This is a genomic window from Pontibacter sp. YIM B11418 (genome assembly GCF_059278805.1).
The window spans coordinates 32892-50869 of sequence record NZ_JCAEMH010000007.1 but is presented as its reverse complement, the minus strand read 5'-3'; the positions used below and the strand labels follow the sequence as shown (position 1 = coordinate 50869).

Here is a 17978-nt window from a genome sequence, read left to right as displayed (position 1 = left end):
ATTCCCTTACCCGTTACCAGAATAGCTTTGTAAGCTATACTTTTGTGCAAGTTACGTTTATTTAGACTATATCTAAATAGTGCGTCGCCTAAAAAAAGGCAATGCCTCTATCAGAATTGCCTTGAACCCAAATACTATACCTTATAAAGATATGTTCAAACATTTACTGGCGTCGGCTTTTCTCATACTCATGGCGCTTGGAGTTTCAGCACAGGACCTGGCCGTTTCGGGACAGGTAACAGAACAGGCGACCGGCACAGCACTGCCAGGCGTTACAGTTAGAGTGAAAGAGTCAAACAACGGAACCACCACAAACCCGGACGGAGCTTTTCAGATTCGTGCCAAAGAAGGGGAGGTGCTCGTTTTCTCATACATTGGTTATGCTTCTCAGGAAGTGCCGGTAAACAGAAATGCAAGTTCGCTGCAGGTAGAGCTTCAGCCTGGCAACACACAGCTATCCGAAGTAGTCGTAACAGGCGCACTCGGCATTAAGCGTCCCGCACGAGAACTAGGTACGGCCAGTGCTCAACTCAACACCGCCGAACTGAACCAGGGCAAAGTAGTGAACCCCATCCTTGGGCTGGCCAGCAAAGTTTCGGGACTGCGCATCAACATGTTCGACAGCAAGGTAGACCCGGATGTGCAGGTAAACCTGCGCGGCATCCGCTCCCACACCGGCAACAACGCCCCGCTTTACGTGGTAGATGGTGTGCCTATACCTGACATCAACCGCCTCAACCCGAACGATATTGAAAGCATCAACGTGCTGAAGGGCGCCAACGCAGCAGCGGTATACGGCTCTGACGGGGTAAATGGGGTGCTGATGATCACGACCAAAAAAGGACGCGCAGGAGCACAGCGAATCAACTTCACGAACACGACTACTTTTGATAAAATCTCGCGCCTGCCGGAACAGCAGACAGAATTCGGGCAGGGCCTGAACGGCGTATACGACCCGCTGCAGTACCAGTCCTGGGGCTCGCGTTTCGACGGGGAGCTGCGACCGGTAGGGCCTGTACTGCCAGACGGTAGCCAATGGCAGTTACCATACAGCGCCCACCCGGACGGTAGAAAAGCTTTCTTCAACACGGGCTTCACCACTCAAAACGACCTGAACTTTTCAGGGGGTGATGAGAAGTCAACGTACTATTTCTCACTGCAGGATGTACTCACCAAAGGCATCATCGAAGGCGACAAAAACAGACGCTCAGGTGCCCGCTTTAACGGCTCCCGTTCCTTTGGCAAGCTTAGCACGAGCTACAACGTTAACTACGTGTTCAACAAAAGCGACGTAACGCAGAGCGAGCCCTGGTCTACGGTATACCGTTTGCCGGTCAGTCTGCCTTTTGCCGACCTGAAAGACTGGGAAAATACGCTGCACGCCAACCCGAACTACTGGTTCAGCACGAATCAGCCGAACCCATACTTCAACGCCGACAACCAGCGCACGGTAAACGAGCAGCAGACCCTGACCGGAAACATAGAGCTCAATTACGAGATTGCTCCCTGGATAAGCGCCATCTACCGGCTTGGCCTTTACAGCCGCAACACCGACACCCGCACCACAGTAGGCAAGTTTACTTATACCACGCCGGGCCGTACCAACATACCGGGCAGCGTAAACGATGCTACCAATAACTTCCGAAGAATCAACAGCGATTTCATCCTGGACATGCACAAGGACTTCGGCAAGTTCAGCACCCGATTGCTGTTGGGCAACAACCTGCGCACCGACGACAGCAAAATAACGAACCTGAGCGCCTCGGCGCTGGTTGTGCCTGGCCTGTTTAACCAGGACAACCGTTTGGGGCAGTTGGGTGGCAAGTCCGGCATCAGCCAGAGAAGACAAGTGGCAGGTTTTGGAGAGTTTACAGCCGGCTACAACAATTACTTGTTCCTGACCTTTACCGGTCGCCAGGAATCGGTGTCGGTGCTGAGCCCTGAAAACCGCAGCTACTTTTACCCGGGCGTGAGTTCGTCTTTTGTGTTCAGCGATGCTATACCTGCGCTCCAAAACAACAGCATGCTCTCTTACGGCAAGGTATACGCCTCTTACAACAAGACCGGCAACGTAGTAGTGGACCCTTACCAGTTGCAGAACGTGTATAGCCAGACCGATGGCTTCCCATACGCAAACCTGCCTGGTTTTAGCCTGGGTACTTCCGATGCCAACCCGAATCTGAAGCCTGAATTTGTGACCTCGCTGGAGATGGGTACGCAGCTGAGCTTCTTCCAGAACCGCCTGAACCTGGAGGCCGCCTACGTAGATGCCAAAACAACGGACGGTACCATTCTGGCCGACATTTCTGCCGGATCTGGCTTTACTTCTGCCTGGGTGAATGCCTTCAAGGCGAGTAACAAGATCATCGAGTTGAACATTAACGGGGATGTGATTCAGCGTGGCCACCTGGTATGGAATGTGGGTGCCAACCTCACGCACATCAGAAGCGAGGTAGAGGAAATCTACGGCGGCATCGACCAGCTGTTCCACTTCCGCCAGAACTACCTGATTGTGGGCAAGCCATACAACAGCTACCTGTTCACCGACTACAAGCGCGATCCGCAGGGAAGAGTGATAGTGGACCCGGCTACCGGCAATCCGGCGAGCACGTCAGAGCTATACTATGGCGGCACGGGCACACCGCCGTACCAGTTAGGTCTCAACACTTCGGTGCAGTACAAGGGCTTTCAGTTAGGCGCGCAATTCGACTGGAGAATGGGAGCTGTGGTCTACACCGAGGCAGCTGCCCGTATGATTTCTGACGGCACGAGCCCGCTTACCACACAGTATGGCCGCGAGGCATTTGTTATACCTAACTCTGTGATTGAAACTTCTCCGGGCGTGTTCACGCCAAACACCGAGATACAGACCAAAGGCGACCGCAACTACTGGGCAAATTTTGTAGCTCCGGTGCAGTCGAACTACGCGGTGAGCGCCGACTTCTTTAAAATGCGTGAGCTGAGCCTGAGCTATACCTTGCCAATGGGTTGGCTGGATGGTCAGAACCTGGTGAAAGAAGCGACTATCGGCTTCGTGGGCCGCAACCTGTTCTCTATATGGGCAAAAGACAACATCTACAACGACCCGGAATTTGTGTACGCCGGCGGAAGCAGCGAGGGTTACATGAGCTGGAGACACCTGCCGCCGACCCGTTCGTTTGGTTTCAATGTAAATGTGGCATTCTAAATAAGATCATTCTGCATACTTCGTGATATGAAAAAGTTATTATCCTTTATCCTGATAGCACTGGCCGGCACGGCTTTCACCTCCTGCGACAGCTTTCTGGATACAAACGTGAACCCCAATGCGCCGACCGATGTGCCGGTGGAGCAAAAATTACCGACCGCCCTTGTCAAGACCGTAAACCTGGAAACCGGTACCCTGAACCAACTGGGTGCTGTGTGGGTAGGCTATTGGGCCAAAGCCACCGACGGGCCGGTGAACACCTCACTTTTTAGATTGGAGGAAACCTACGGCGTGGAGGCCATGTCCTTTGACCGCGATGGCCGCCCGATCTGGGAAGACAGCTACACCACGCTGGTGAACTACAAAGACATCGAGAATAGTGCCGCTGCCACCGGCGACCTGGCCTATGTAGGTATAGCGAAGATCATGCAGGGCTGGCACTTCATGCGGCTTGTAGATCTTTACAACAACGTGCCTTTCTCGGATGCGCTGCAGGGCAGCAAAAACGTAACGCCGAAGTACGAAGACGGACAGGTGGTGTATGACGGGGCTATCAATCTGATCACAGCAGGTATAGAGGACATCAAAGCAGCTCCTGCCTTGTCTAAAAAGCCGGTGACTGACGATGTGATTTTCAAAGGCAATCTGATACTCTGGATTAGGTTCGCCAATACCATTAAGCTGAGAGCTTTGCTTCGCCAGTCTGAAGCCGGAAGAGAAGGCTATATCAACGATGAACTGGCCAAGATCAAGCAGGAGGGAAGCGGTTTTCTGGATGCCGGTGAGAGTGCCTTGGTGAATCCGGGCTACCAGATTACGGCCGGTCTGCAAAATCCTTTCTGGGACACCTACTACCGCAACCAGGCCGGAGCGCTTACCACGGGCTACAACACCCTGCGCCCTACGGCATACCTGGTGCAGCAGTACAAAGAGCGCAACGACCCGCGCCTGCCGAAACTCTACCGCAGCGTGAATGGTGACTACGTGGGCGTGCCGCTCGGATCGACGAGTGCTGACTTTACCATGGCAAAAACATCGGCTTTGCTGGGACCAAACGAGAACGGCAACCAACCGGCAGGCCTGTTGAAAAGTGCGCAACAACCATCCATATTGCTGTCTTCTTTCGAGAGCTTGTTTTTGCAGGCCGAGGCGGCCGAAAGAGGCTGGCTGAGCGGAGCAGAGCAACTGTACGAGGAGGCGATCAAAGAATCCTTCAAGTACATGAACGTGCCGGCAGGAGAATTTGCGCTGTACAATCTTCAGCCATCTGTTAACTTTGCGCTCGCTCCGAACAAGATTGAGCGCATCATCGGTCAGAAATGGCTGGCGCTTAACAGCATCAGCAGCATCGAGGTCTGGAACGACTTCAGGAGATTGGGCTATCTGAGCAGGTTGCCACAGTCGCTGCAGAGCCCGTCGGCCGACCCGGATTTCAGGCCACGAAGATTGACTTACCGCCAGTCGGAGGTATACACCAACAGCGACGAAGTAGCGAAACAGGGAGCTATTGACCCTTTCCGCTCGCGGGTGTTCTGGAACGAATAAACTGAAAATAGCCCTACAATACCTCCCCTCTTTGCCGGCAACAGCAAGGAGGGGTTTTTAGCTAAATATCTCTATCATGAAACAGAATCCAAAACAAAAATCAACCTGGCAAAAGGTGCGCAAGCTGTTCAATGACCTCCACCTGTGGATGGGTATAGCAAGTGGCCTTATCCTGTTTGTGGTCTGCCTGAGCGGTACCATCTATACCTTCAATACCGAGGTGCAGGAGTTTATGGAACCGGAGAAGTTTACCGTGCAGGTAGAGGCGGGGGCTGAGCCCATGGCAGCTGAAGCAATCATTGCAAAAGTAGCAGCCGAGACAGGAGGTAAAGTAAGTTCTATCACTATACCTGCTGATGCCAACCGTACCTACACCGTGAATGTGAAAAAAGCGAACAAAGGTGATGAAGGAAAAGGTGTTGAAGCCCGTGGTGGCGAAAAAGGTGGCCGTGAGAAAGGCGTCGAGGGCAAAAAAGGACCGGAAGGTGCCGTAGCCAAAGCAGGTCCGGGTGCTGGTCCTGGCGGCAAAGGCGGCGGTCGCGACCGTGGCACGAACTACCTAGTGAACCCTTATACTGCAGAAGTAATAGGCACAACCGAAAGCCCGACCTCCGAGTTTTTCATGACCATGTTCCGTCTGCACCGCTGGCTCCTGCTCGACACCGAAGTCGGCCGTCCGATTGTGGGCTGGGCAACTGTCATCTTCACCCTGATCGTTATCAGTGGTCTGGTGATCTGGATTCCGCAGAAAGTGAAAAACTGGCGACAGGGCCTCAAAATAAAATGGAGCGGCAACTGGAAACGCGTGAATCACGACCTACACAACTCGCTGGGATTTTACTCGTCGTTCCTGCTGCTGGTAATGTCGCTCACAGGCCTCACCTGGTCATTTGAGTGGTATAAAGAGGGCTTCTTTAAAGTACTGGGCGTAGAGCAGCAGAAAGACCGCAAAGAAGAACCTCTCTTGTCAAAAGTGCCAGCTGACCAGTCTCAGGCCGCTACACTTTCAATCGCGGATTTTGTGAAGTCAGCCGATGCCGCGCTGCCTTACAAAGGAGATTACCGTATTTCGTTGCCAGCCGACTCAGCCGCTACTGTTTCCATCAACAAAAACAAAGTAGGCTTTTTCGCGCCGGCAGCTTCAGACAAACTGCAGCTTGACCAGTACAATGGCCAGGTGCTGAAGGCAGAGATCTTTGCTGACAAGCCGTTCAACGAGCAAATAACGTCTTCTATCAAGCCACTGCATGTGGGCAATGTATATGGTACTTTCTCCAAGATACTCTACTTCATCGCCTGTCTCGTAGCAACCAGTCTGCCGATAACAGGCACGATGATCTGGATCAACAAGCTGCGCAAGAAGTCGAAGAAGGGTGCTATACCTGTAGCCAGAAAATCGGCCGCGGTTTAGAGGTGGTAGCTTAAGCTTTTTTTGTCATTTCGAGTGCAACGAGAAATCTGAAATAGTGAGGGAATTATGAAATAACCCAGATTTCTCGATGCACTCGAAATGACAAGGTGGTTTTCTCCACTCAGTGCTCAACTAAAAAAGGAAGGGCTTCTGTTCATCACAGAAGCCCTTCCTTTTTATGCATTTGGCAATGCGCTATACCTTAGCGCAGTCTGTCGACAGAGCGAACCAGGTCCTCGTCTTTTTTGATGAAGCGGTTAGCCAGGGCATTGAGGAACAGCGCCAGCACGGGCATGTAAAAGCCGGCCTCATAGCCACCTCCGTTGCCGGCAGCCATCGCGTTGCCTACGTAGTTGGCATAGTAAAACGAGGTGCCAAACAGCGCAATCAGTACCAGCGAGTTAATCAGGCCGAACTTCATTTGAGTGAGGCGGCTCTTGAACTGGAATATCTCGTACAGAGCCACACCTGCGGCCACAATAGCGAGTATGCCGATGGCAATAGTGCTTCTGCCTGTCTGGGCGCCGGTCTGCACGGCCTCGCCCTGTTCGTTCACGGTCTGGAAAAACAGGTTCCAGGCGGTCAGCACGACTTCTTCGCCAGTAGTGGCATCTACTTTAGACCAGATTGGCAAAAACAACAGGGACACCATGGCCACCACGATGAGCGCCAGAAATACGGTTTGAATTCTTTGTATCATAAGGGGGTTAATTTAACTTGCAAAGAGATGCAAAATTAGACAAAGACCTGTAAAACAAAAATTGATGAGCACAGCTTATATAATTGATATCGTCAGAACACCCGTTGGCAAGTTTACCGGAGCCCTCAGCAGCGTGCGCCCCGACGACATGGCAGCCTTTATTCTGAAGGAGTTAATGGCGCGTAATCCGCAGATAGACCCGAGCTTGATCGAGGATGTGGTGCTGGGCGCAGCCAACCAGGCCGGCGAAGACAACCGCAATGTGGCCCGCATGGCGCTCCTGTTGGCCGGGCTTCCGCACGAGATCGGCGGCGTAACCGTAAACCGCCTTTGCGCTTCGGGTTTGCAGTCCATCATTGATGCAGGCCGCGCCATTACCTGCGGCGACGGTGCCGTATACCTGGCCGGTGGTGTGGAGAGCATGACACGCGCGCCTTTCGTGATGGCGAAAGCCGAAACCGCTTTTGCCCGCACCCCTGAAATCTATGACACGACCATCGGCTGGCGCTTTGTGAACAACACGCTTTCGTCGATGCACTACCCGCATACCATGGGCGAGACCGCCGAGAATGTAGCTGAGCGCTACGGTGTTTCACGTGAAGCGCAGGACGAATTTGCCCACAGTTCGCAGCTCAAGTACAAGGCCGCTGCCGAAGCCGGGAAGTTCAAAGACGAGATCGTACCTATACCTGTTCCGCAGCGCAAAGGCGACCCAATCATCTTCGACACCGACGAACACCCGCGCCTCTCTTCAGTTGAGAAACTGGGCACATTGGGCGCAGCCTTCAAAAAAGGCGGTACCGTAACGGCAGGCAATGCCTCCGGTATAAACGATGGTGCTGCGGCCTCGCTGGTGGTGAGTGAGGAAATCGTGAAGCGCTTCAACCTGAAGCCCATGGCCCGCATTGTGTCGGCGGCGGTGGCTGGTGTTGAGCCTGCTTATATGGGCATGGGTCCGGTACCAGCTACCCTAAAAGCACTGAAAAGAGCAGGCCTCACCATCAACGATATTAGTCTGGCAGAGATAAATGAAGCCTTCGCAGCGCAGGCTATACCTTGTGTGCAGGAACTGGGCATTAACCCGGAGATCGTCAACGTCAATGGTGGCTCTATTGCCATCGGTCACCCGCTCGGCGCCAGCGGAACACGTATATCGGCCACTTTGCTGCACGAAATGAAGCGCCGTGACAATGTGCGCTACGGCTTGGCTACCATGTGCGTGGGCGTGGGGCAGGGAGCAGCCATCATTTACGAGAAACTATAGTTATTTTTTTATATTAGAAAAGGCCCTTCTGTAGTTTCAGAAGGGCCTTTTTTGTTTGGTGCCGTAACCGCGGCGACTAATGCAACTTAATTTGGCACCCCCTTTGCCTATACTTCATCAAACCTAAAACAAAAGCTTATGAAAAAGTTGATGACACTGGTACTGGTAGGTTTAATGGCATTTGGGGCTCAGGTAGCCACCGCCGCCGACTACAATGATGATAAAGATAAAGGCAAGAAGAAAGGCAAACCCTCTTTTGTAGAGGAGAAGCACCGGGCACATGCCGAGTGGAAACGGGACAAGGAGTATGAGAAGGCCCGCAAAAAGGAATACAAAGATCGTGATGAGGACGATGATCGTTGGGAAGATAGAAGAAGAGATGACGAGCGTTGGGAGCGACGAAGAGAGAATGAGAGAAGAGATGATGATCGCTGGGAACGACAAAAAGAAGACGAGAAAAAAGCAGAACGTCGGGAGCGGGAACGTTGGGAGAAGCGGGACGAGCAGCGCCGCAATCGCAGCCTGGGCGAAATCCTGCAGGAAGGTGTGAGAAACGGCGATATTGGCAATCGCTCTCCTGAGCCCGGCCGCAGAAACTAAATTACCCCTTTACTATAACGATACTGGTGTAGAGCACACAGTTTCACCCTTTACAGAGGGCACTCCTGATAGGAGTGCCCTTTCTGTTTTTATGAACTATGAGATAGTGCCTGCAGTAGCCGGGTGCACTAATTTTCTGTCACTATTGTCAGGAAATCTTACCTTTGCCCATGCGCTACTTTCTGGAAATAGCCTATGACGGCACTCGTTACCATGGTTGGCAGGTACAGCCCAACGCCCTCTCCGTACAGGAGGTGCTCGACGATTGCCTGAGCAAAGTGCTGCGACAGCCCATCAGCTCCACCGGGAGCGGCCGCACCGATACAGGCGTACACGCGAGTCAGCAGTTCGTGCACTTCGATGTGGAGCAGGAGCTGGATTCCGCGCATACGGTCTACCGCTTCAACCGCCTCTTGCCAGCGGATATTGTGGCGAAGAACCTATACCTTGTCACCGACGAGGCCCACGCCCGTTTCGACGCTTTTGAGCGTACCTATCATTATCATATTACCTTAGCAAAAGATCCTTTCAAAAGATACTACGCCACTTACCTGCCGCGTCCCGTGGATGTGGAGAAAATGAACGAGGCGGCTGCTGTTTTGCTTCGTTACGAGGATTTCACGACCTTTAGCAAAGCCAAAGGCGACACCAAACACTACCGCTGTAACATGTACGAAGCCGTGTGGCGACAGCAAGGCGACGAGTTGGTGTTTACCATCCGGGCCAACCGTTTCCTGAGAGGTATGGTACGATTGGTGGTAGGCACTTTGCTGGATGTGGGCCGTGGCAAGATCACAGTAGCCGATTTTGAGCGGATTATTGCCAGTCAGGACCGAAGCAAGGCTAGTGGGGCGGCTCCTTCCGAGGGGCTATACCTGGCCAAAGTGTCGTATCCGGAGCATATTTTCAAGACATCACCCAAAACAAACCCTTTATAGCATGCAATTACCAGAAGACCAGAACGGTCCACATCTTAACGGCAAACACCTTCGCCCTGAAAGCTTGATGATGAGCTATGGGTACAACCCGGAGTGGTCAGAAATGGCTGTGAAGGCGCCGATTTACCAAACCTCTACCTTCGTTTTCAAGAACGCGGAAGAAGGGAAGGCCTTTTTTGAACTAGCGTATGGCCTGCGTGAGAAGCACGCCGAAGAACAGCTCGGCCTCATCTACAGCCGCCTGAACAATCCCGATCTCGAAATCCTGGAGAACCGCCTCCGCTTCTGGGACGGAGCCGACGAAGCAGCTGTGTTCGCCAGCGGCATGGCCGCCATCAGCACCACGCTCCTGGCTTTGCTCAAGCCGGGCGACCTGATCCTGCACAGCGAGCCTATTTATGGCGGTTCTGACTACTACATTAAAAATATCCTGCCGAAATTTGGCGTGAAAAGCATGGGCTTCCGTGCCAACACCCCGATTGAGGAAGTAGAGCAGATGTTGGAGGAGTCAGGTATGGCCGACAAACTGGCGATGGTATACCTGGAAACCCCAGCCAACCCGACCAACCACCTGGTAGACATCGAAGCATGCGCCGCCATGGCCAAAAAGCATTCGACTGCCGACAAAAAAGTAGTCGTAGCCGTGGACAATACGTTCCTGGGCCCGGTGTTCTCGCATCCGCTCAAGCACGGTGCTGACCTTGTTTTATACTCTGCCACCAAATATATCGGCGGCCACTCCGACCTGATTGCAGGTGCCTGCGCCGGTCCGGCAGACCTGATGAAGCAAGTGAAAGGCATGCGTACCTTCATGGGCTCTATGGCGAGCCCGTGGACGGGCTGGATGCTGATGCGAAGCCTCGAAACATTGAAAATCCGGATGGAATGTCAGGCACGTGGCGCTGAAGTAGTAGCTGCTTATCTGAAAGAACACCCGAAAGTAGACAAGATTTACTTCCTTGGCTACCTGCAGGACAATCCGCAGCAGCAGGCTATTTACGACAAGCAGTGCAAGGCAGCAGGCTCTATGATTTCGTTCGACATCAAGGGCGGCGAGAAAGAAGCCTTCACGTTCCTCAACAACCTGAAGCTGATCAAACTAGCCGTGAGTCTGGGCGGCACTGAGTCGCTGGCTGAGCACCCGGCTTCTATGACGCACTCTGATATTTGTCTGGCCGACCGTGCCGTAATGGGTATTGGCGAAGGCATGGTGCGTATTTCGGTAGGCGTGGAGCATCCGGAGGATATCATCTCTGACATCGCACAGGCGCTTGAGAAGGTTGCTATACCTGCCGAAGCCGAGGTATAGGTATAGACCTGCATTTTGGAAGCCCTTCTCTGTCAATCGGAGAAGGGCTTTTTTATACCTTGTGGAGCAGTTGCTATACCTGATAAATCCCGAAAATCCTGATGCAAAAACCATTAACTTTGCAAGCAGTTAGTATGTAGTATCCGTAAGGGTATAGCTACGGCTAGTCTATGGCGCGAACGTTCTCGCCTCTGGCCCAGGTATAGGTATATAGGTATAGGTTGCTTTGTAGCTACTGCTGCTGCAGGTATAGCAAACTGTATTGTTTCATAGCTTCGCCTGTGCGGCGGGCACTCACTTTTTGTCTTGACACAAAAATCGAGGGCCCCTACCCCCAGTAAGCAAAAAGGTCAAGACGCTCCAAACTCGCTGACCGCTCGAACAGTGGAGCGCCGTAAAGTGCACCGGGCTGATGCTGTTTGTTTCATCGCTTCCGGGGCAAGTTAGTCTTGCTATACCTGCCAGTGGTCTGTGACACTCACGACATGACTTATACCTGTAGACTGGCTACAGCAGAAAGTCCCCCTTCGAAGGGGGTAGGGGGATGACAGCATTCAACAGGTAACCGGTAGCTAAAGCGCCTATACCTGCGGATGTGCAGCAGCCTAAGCTCCCTCACCTGTTTTTAGGGGAGGGTCGGGGTGGGGTGACTCACAAGGAGGCGTTTCAGGCAGATTATACCTGAAACGTCCCCGAAAACAAACAAAACCTGATAGAACAAAACTTGGAAGATAAACCACAAAATACAGGCAAGGTATTCGATGCAGACGTCATCCGGCGGCTCTTCACGTTCGTGAAGCCCTACATCCGGATTTTCTACTTCATCGTGTTCCTGACGTTTGCCTCAGCTATTTTAGCTGCCGTGCGTCCTTTCCTGATTCAGTATACCGTCGATAACGAGATTCTGCAGAACGACTGGGAAGGCCTGAACAAGATGTTCGTGATACTCGCGGTGCTCTTAATCGGGCACGCCATTGTGCAGTACCTCCATACCTATTTCGCGGGCTGGCTGGGGCAGCACGTCGTGCGCGACATCCGGGTTGTGCTCTATCGCCACATCCTTAACCTGCGCCTCAAGTTTTTCGACCGCACACCTATCGGCACGCTCGTGACCCGCAACGTGTCCGACGTGGAGACGCTTTCGGATGTATTCAGCGAAGGCCTGGCGGCGATGATTGGCGATATCCTGCAACTGGTCTTCATCCTTGGCTTCATGTTCTACATCGACTGGGAACTGGCACTAGTGAGTCTGTCTACTTTCCCGATCATGCTCATTAGTACCTACATCTTCAAGGAGAAGATTAAAGACACCTTCCAGGATGTGCGGACGGCGGTGGCGCGGCTCAATTCGTTTGTGCAGGAGCATATCACAGGTATGAGCATCGTGCAGATCTTCAACAACGAGAAGCGCGAGATGGAGAAGTTCAAGGAGATCAACAAGGAGCATACCCGCGCCAACGTGCGCTCGGTGCTCTACTACTCGGTTTACTTCCCGGTGGCCGAGATCATCGGTGCGGCCGGTCTGGGCCTGCTCGTTTGGTACGGCGCCCACGGTGTGATTGACAACGACGTGTCGCTGGGTACGCTGATGGCCTTTATCCTTTACATCCAGATGTTCTTCCGCCCTATCCGCATGATCGCCGACCGCTTCAACACGCTGCAGTTGGGTGTGGTGAGTACTGAGCGCCTCATGCGCCTGCTCGACAGCAAGGAAATGGTACCCGACAACGGCACGTATGCGCCGGAGAAAATAAAGGGCAACGTGAACTTCAAGGATGTGTGGTTTGCCTACAAAGACGAGGACTGGGTGCTGCGCAACATTTCGCTTGATGTGAAAGCGGGCGAGTCCGTGGCCTTCGTAGGAGCCACGGGTGCAGGTAAGACCTCGATGATCAACCTGCTCAACCGCTTCTACGAAATCAACAGCGGCCAGATCCTGATCGACGGGCACGACATCAAAGAGTACGACTTGGACGTGCTGCGCCACCACATCGGCGTGGTGCTGCAGGATGTCTTCCTCTTCTCGGGCACCATCGCCGACAACATCAGCCTGGGTAACAAAGCCATCACAGAGGAGCAGATGTGGCACGCCGCCGACCTGGTGGGTGCCCGCAAGTTCATCGAGCGACTGCCGGGCGGGCTGCATTATCAGGTAATGGAGCGCGGAGCCACGCTTTCGGTAGGGCAGCGCCAGCTGATTTCGTTTGTGCGGGCGATGGTCTACAATCCGGAAATCATTATCCTGGACGAGGCCACTTCCAGCGTCGATTCTGAGACCGAAGAACTGATACAGTACGCCATCGACCAGCTGATGCACGGTCGTACGTCCATCGTCATCGCCCACCGGTTGTCTACCATCCAGAAGGCTGACAAGATTATTGTGATGGATCGGGGCGAGATAAAAGAAATGGGTAACCACGAGGAATTACTGCGCCACGACGGTTACTATGCCCAACTCTACCACATGCAGTACAAAAACATGATCGACCTATGAACAAGAAATTCTTGTTAGTGATGTTGGTACTCTCCTTCATCGTAGCGGCTTTTTATGCCTATCTGGGAGGTTTCAGCTCAGCCAGTGTGTCAGAAGCAAGTTCAACGCAACTTTATGTGGCAGGCCGCGCCTTCCATGGTTCTGTAAACGACAGTGGGATCAATGATGCTTTCCGGAGAGCGGCCGAAGTGCTCGACAAGAAAGAACTGGAAGGTATGCCGGGCAATATCTACTACAACAATCCCGAGGGGCGGGCCGATAGTGTGAATGCTTTTATAGGGGTGGTTGTACCTGACAGCACGGTGCAGTTGCCTGCCGATTACGAACTGCGGGTAGTACCGGCTGGCCGACGTGCGCTGCGAGGCGAAGTGAACGCCCATTACATGCTGGCCCCAAACAGACTCTACGAAGCCATTTTTGACTACGCCAAAGAGAAGGACTTAGAGCTGGAGACTTTCTACGTGGAGTGGTTCCCCGATGACCACCAGGGTATAGTGGAGGTTCCGATTCAGGACTAGCTTGCAAGTATAGATTATCTCTCTATATTTGATGAAAGGAGAATGGTTACGCCTTTCCCTGTGGAACGATAGCAACAGAGCAAATTGGGCAAAAAGGCAGAGGCAAAAAAAGAGCTGATACTGGACGCAGCCAAGTCGGTGTTCGGCAAACTGGGCTACAGCAAAGCCACGCTGGATGATATTGCCCATGCCATCGGACTCAAGAAACCTACGCTCTACTATTACTACAAGAGCAAGGAGGTACTCTTTATTGAGGCTTTCTCGCAGGAGTGGAAAGGCAGCCTGTACCGGATCAAGAAAATAGCCGAACAGGAAAAGGACCCCCGGGAACGTCTGCTGCTTTACATCCGCTCATCGCTACGCTACTATCAGGAAATCGTAACGCAGCACACCATCTCCATCAAAGTGCTCATCGAAACGCGCATCATGTTTCAGGAGCTTTTTAAGGAGTCGCGCGCCAAGGAGACGAATTTCTACGCCTCCGTTATTAAAGAAGGTATAGCCAACGGTACTTTCCTTGACTGTGAAGCCGAGCGGGTGGGCTATTCTATAATGGTCGTCAAAGACCTGATCCAGTTCGAAGAGTTCCAGCGCGCCCAGTTCCACAACCTGCCCTCCATCGATTTTGAGAAAATAGAGCGCGAGGTACTCTATACCGTCAACCTGATTCTGGAAGGTATACGGGTAAAGGTATAGGCAGCTAAGCACCGAGCCTATAAGCTATTCTGTTCTCAATACTTTCTTATGTTTCTAAATAAAATAAAATTTGCGCTACTGTGTTGTGTCATGTTACTAAGCGGCTGCATTAGCTCCACACGGCACGCGGCTATACCTGGCGGTTGCCCCAAAGCATTTCAGGCGGGTGACCGCATACTGGTTGGATCCATCCCAGGACTTTCAGCGCATCGCTCGCATCAGCTTTATCAGCAACTGGAGCAGGCGTTTGGCAAAGAAGGTATAGCAACAGCTTATGTGGTAGAACAAGAGTATGACCTGGCCAGGCAAGGTATACAACCGAACCCAGCGCCAGATTCAGCTACTTTGATTCAAATGCGAAAGGCGGGCTATACCTATTATCTGGAGTTGGCCGTAGGAGATGTCGCTTCAGGAATGGGCTATGCACGCACAAGCGCGCAGGAGCAGAAGGAGATACAGCAAGGCCACGGCACAGTCGGGGTAGATGACTCGAAAGCCACCGTGCACTTCAAACTCCATTCGACAGACCAGAAAAAGCAAATCTATACCTTGGCTACAACCACCAAACTGAGCCCGCTAACCTTGCCTGGCGACAAGTACGAAGATGGGTATAGGAGCAGTAGCACGGCTAATCTTTCCACGGAATCGCTCGCCACCGAAAAGGCACTGAGAAAAGGAGTTACGGAGCTACTGGATAATTGTAAAGTTGCCCGGTAAGGTATAGCGCCATTAAATTCAAAATGCCCCCATGCAGGCAAACCGCCTGCATGGGGGCATTTTGAATATCTAAGCCTGCTCAGGCTAAAAACGCATCAAAATGGGGTGTGGGTTTGGGCCGTTAACTACTCAGCCATGCTGTTGTCCTGACTGGCTTTGTATTCTTCCAGCTTCGCCTTCAGTGCGTCCACATCGGCGTGGTGGCCTTTGGCTACTTCGGCAGCATCAAGCTCTATGAGCATGTTTTGCATTTGCTTCAGGTAGGCGGTTTTGTCCTTTTTAAGGCAGTCTTTATGGTTGTCTTTGCAGGTGCCGTCCTCGTCCATGGGCTTGAACATGCCGCCCTCGCCATAGATGAGCCACTTCGTGTTCAGGTCCTGAAAATTCTTTACGATAGCCACTAACTCATCGAGTAGGTAGTTTTTCCCTGACAGAATGTTAGCAAGAACTGCTTCATCGCTGCCCGTCATCTCGAGGAGCTGTGGCATTTCCAACTCTTTGATGCTAGTATAAAAACGGAACCTTTTGCCGATTTGCTGTATGTCAATAGCCATAGATAGAGATTTAGGAGTTGATTAAACTTGCTATACGTACCTATAACAGTTTCTGTATCAAAAAATTCCCTCAGATAATACTATGCCCAGTTGAGTTGGCTCTTTTCGGGTTCATAATCAGGAAGTTATAAAGGGAGCTACTGCGAGTCCTCAGCCTGCAGCTGCCTCTCATAAAGCACCTTGTAGAGCCCTTGCTGCTGTATCAGCTCTTCATGCGTGCCATGCTGCACAATCTCCCCGTCATCAAGCACCAGAATCTTATCGGCCAGTTTTACCGACGATACCCGGTGTGAAATGATGATTGAAGTGCGGTTCACCATGATGCGGCGTAGGCTATTCAGGATGGCGTTTTCCGTTTTCGTGTCCACCGCCGAGAGTGAGTCATCGAGAATGAGGATGCTTGGCTCGCGCACCAGCGCTCTGGCAATGGAGACACGCTGCTTCTGTCCGCCGGAAAGCGTAATGCCCCGCTCACCCAACTTGGTGTCGAATTGCTCAGGGAAGCGCATAATGTTTTCGTACACGTCGGCGTCTTTGGCGGACTGCACCATCTGCTCTTCTGTGATGCTTGGCAAACCAAAGCCAATGTTGTTGCGGATGGAGTCGGAGAAGAGGAACACATCCTGCGGCACATACCCGATCTGGCTGCGGAGGCTCTCTAGATTGTAATCGCGCACATCCACACCATCGATGAGAATGCGTCCATTGGTGACGTCGTACATACGAGGCAGGAGCGTAGCAATCGTGCTTTTGCCCGAGCCTGTGTTGCCGATTACCGCCAGCGTTTCGCCGTGGTTGATGCGGAACGAGATGTTTTTCAGGGCGTGTATACCTGTGTCAGGGTATACGAAATCCACATTTTCGAACACGATGTCCCCCTCAATCGGCTTGCTGATGTTTGCACGCGAGACAATGTCGTTTTTGGTATTCAGGAACTCGTTGATACGGGCCTGCGAGGCGGCGGCGCGCTGCACCAGACTGGCTGTCCAGCCCAGCGAAGTAACGGGCCAGGTGAGCATGTTCACGTAGATAATGAACTCGGCAATGTTACCAGTGGTAATACTGCCGTTCATCACTTCCTGCCCGCCGATGTATACCGTGATGATGGTGCTCAGGCCTACCAGGAACAGCACGAGCGGGAAGAAGAGCGAGTTGACGAAGTTGAGCTCCAGCGACTTGTCCTTGTAGTTGTTGCTGGCTTTGGTGAAGTTGTTGTGAGAATCGTCTTCGCGGACAAAGGATTTGAGCACCCTTATACCTGAAAAAGCCTCCTGCACAAAGGTCGTTATACCTGACAAGCTGCGCTGTATCTCGTCGGATTTACGCTCGATGATGTTGTTGACGTAGTAGATGCTGATGGCCAGAATTGGCAGCGGGATCAGGGTATAGAGCGTGAGCTTTACGTTCACCGACAGCATATACGGAATCACCATCAGAAACAAAATGACCAGGTTGAGGCCGTACATAATGGCTGGCCCCAGATACATGCGCACGCGGCTCACGTCTTCGGAAATACGCGACATCAGGTCGCCGGTGTTGTTTTTGCGGTAAAAGCTGAGCGGCAGGCTCTGGTAGTGCTCGTAAATCTCGTTTTTGAGGTCGTTTTCGATCAGGCGGCTCATCACAATGATGGTCTGCCGCACAAAAAACAGGAAAAGTCCCCGCAGAAGCGCCATCACCAGAATAATAACCCCATACACCAGAATGCTGCTGGCGAAGGTGTCGTACACCGTTTCCTGCTGTGCCATCCCCTCGAAGAGATTGTGGAGGTTAATGCCCTCCTTGATCAAATTGAAGGCATGACGCACCACCTGGGCAGGCAGAATCTGGAAAAAGTTGGATATGATGATGAATACCAGGCCCCAGAGAAGACGGTATTTATACTTGAGTAAATATTTATTGAGGTAGCGGAGTGATTTCACAGCAAGTTTATGAAGCTCAGAGGCTTTTACGTAGAGTTATCAGGTTCAAATTGAATTAATCAAAAAAAGAATTAATTTTGCAGCATGAAACGGGAGGCACTTCCTCCCCGTCTACTTACAAAG

The 17978-nt window shown here is 52.3% G+C and carries 14 protein-coding genes; 11 read left to right on the top strand and 3 right to left on the bottom strand.

The annotated features are described in order from the left end of the window. The first annotated feature begins 151 nt into the window (after window positions 1-151). From AC4QZR_RS16960 to AC4QZR_RS16950, 3 genes are all read left to right on the top strand, one after another. Window positions 152-3187 carry a SusC/RagA family TonB-linked outer membrane protein gene (locus AC4QZR_RS16960; RefSeq protein ID WP_494481992.1) on the top strand — a complete coding sequence of 1012 codons (3036 nt, stop codon included), beginning with the start codon at window positions 152-154 and terminating at the stop codon, window positions 3185-3187. Between the two features lie 27 nt (window positions 3188-3214). Continuing rightward, on the top strand, window positions 3215-4732 hold the full coding sequence (locus tag AC4QZR_RS16955) for a SusD/RagB family nutrient-binding outer membrane lipoprotein (protein ID WP_494481991.1): 1518 nt from the start codon (window positions 3215-3217) through the stop codon (window positions 4730-4732). Between the two features lie 76 nt (window positions 4733-4808). Next, window positions 4809-6143 carry a PepSY-associated TM helix domain-containing protein gene (locus AC4QZR_RS16950; RefSeq protein ID WP_494481990.1) on the top strand — a complete coding sequence of 445 codons (1335 nt, stop codon included), beginning with the start codon at window positions 4809-4811 and terminating at the stop codon, window positions 6141-6143. Window positions 6144-6345: 202 nt separating this feature from the next. Here the strand turns inward: AC4QZR_RS16950 and AC4QZR_RS16945 are convergent, their stop codons facing one another. Then, a complete protein-coding gene (locus AC4QZR_RS16945; protein ID WP_494481989.1) occupies window positions 6346-6843 on the bottom strand; it encodes a DUF4293 domain-containing protein in 498 nt (165 codons plus the stop codon). A 64-nt stretch (window positions 6844-6907) separates the two neighbouring features. On the opposite strand from AC4QZR_RS16945, the gene AC4QZR_RS16940 reads away from it, so the two are divergent. From AC4QZR_RS16940 to AC4QZR_RS16905, 8 genes are all read left to right on the top strand, one after another. Continuing rightward, the gene (locus AC4QZR_RS16940) at window positions 6908-8107 is read left to right on the top strand and encodes an acetyl-CoA C-acyltransferase (protein WP_494481988.1); all 1200 of its coding nucleotides are present in this window, start codon (window positions 6908-6910) and stop codon (window positions 8105-8107) included. 138 nt (window positions 8108-8245) lie between these two features. Continuing rightward, on the top strand, window positions 8246-8707 hold the full coding sequence (locus tag AC4QZR_RS16935) for a hypothetical protein (protein WP_494481987.1): 462 nt from the start codon (window positions 8246-8248) through the stop codon (window positions 8705-8707). Between the two features lie 170 nt (window positions 8708-8877). Then, window positions 8878-9645 carry a tRNA pseudouridine(38-40) synthase TruA gene (gene truA / locus AC4QZR_RS16930; protein ID WP_494481986.1) on the top strand — a complete coding sequence of 256 codons (768 nt, stop codon included), beginning with the start codon at window positions 8878-8880 and terminating at the stop codon, window positions 9643-9645. A gap of 1 nt (window position 9646) precedes the next feature. Then, window positions 9647-10954 carry a cystathionine gamma-synthase family protein gene (locus AC4QZR_RS16925; protein WP_494481985.1) on the top strand — a complete coding sequence of 436 codons (1308 nt, stop codon included), beginning with the start codon at window positions 9647-9649 and terminating at the stop codon, window positions 10952-10954. A 724-nt stretch (window positions 10955-11678) separates the two neighbouring features. Beyond that, window positions 11679-13448, top strand: a complete 1770-nt coding sequence (locus tag AC4QZR_RS16920; RefSeq protein WP_494481984.1) for an ABC transporter ATP-binding protein — start codon at window positions 11679-11681, stop codon at window positions 13446-13448. Next, window positions 13445-13966, top strand: a complete 522-nt coding sequence (locus AC4QZR_RS16915; protein ID WP_494481983.1) for a GyrI-like domain-containing protein — start codon at window positions 13445-13447, stop codon at window positions 13964-13966. The genes AC4QZR_RS16920 and AC4QZR_RS16915 overlap by 4 nt, the downstream gene beginning before the upstream one ends. Window positions 13967-14050: 84 nt before the next feature. Further along, a complete protein-coding gene (locus tag AC4QZR_RS16910; RefSeq protein WP_494481982.1) occupies window positions 14051-14662 on the top strand; it encodes a TetR/AcrR family transcriptional regulator in 612 nt (203 codons plus the stop codon). 90 nt (window positions 14663-14752) lie between these two features. After that, window positions 14753-15379: a hypothetical protein gene (locus AC4QZR_RS16905; protein ID WP_494481981.1), complete on the top strand. Its 627-nt coding sequence runs from the start codon at window positions 14753-14755 to the stop codon at window positions 15377-15379. A 125-nt stretch (window positions 15380-15504) separates the two neighbouring features. On the opposite strand, the gene AC4QZR_RS16900 is transcribed toward AC4QZR_RS16905, so the two are convergent. Further along, window positions 15505-15933, bottom strand: coding sequence for a hypothetical protein (locus AC4QZR_RS16900; RefSeq protein ID WP_494481980.1), 429 nt, complete (start codon window positions 15931-15933; stop codon window positions 15505-15507). Between the two features lie 137 nt (window positions 15934-16070). Next, window positions 16071-17855, bottom strand: a complete 1785-nt coding sequence (locus AC4QZR_RS16895; protein ID WP_494481979.1) for an ABC transporter ATP-binding protein — start codon at window positions 17853-17855, stop codon at window positions 16071-16073. Between the last annotated feature and the right edge of the window lie 123 nt (window positions 17856-17978).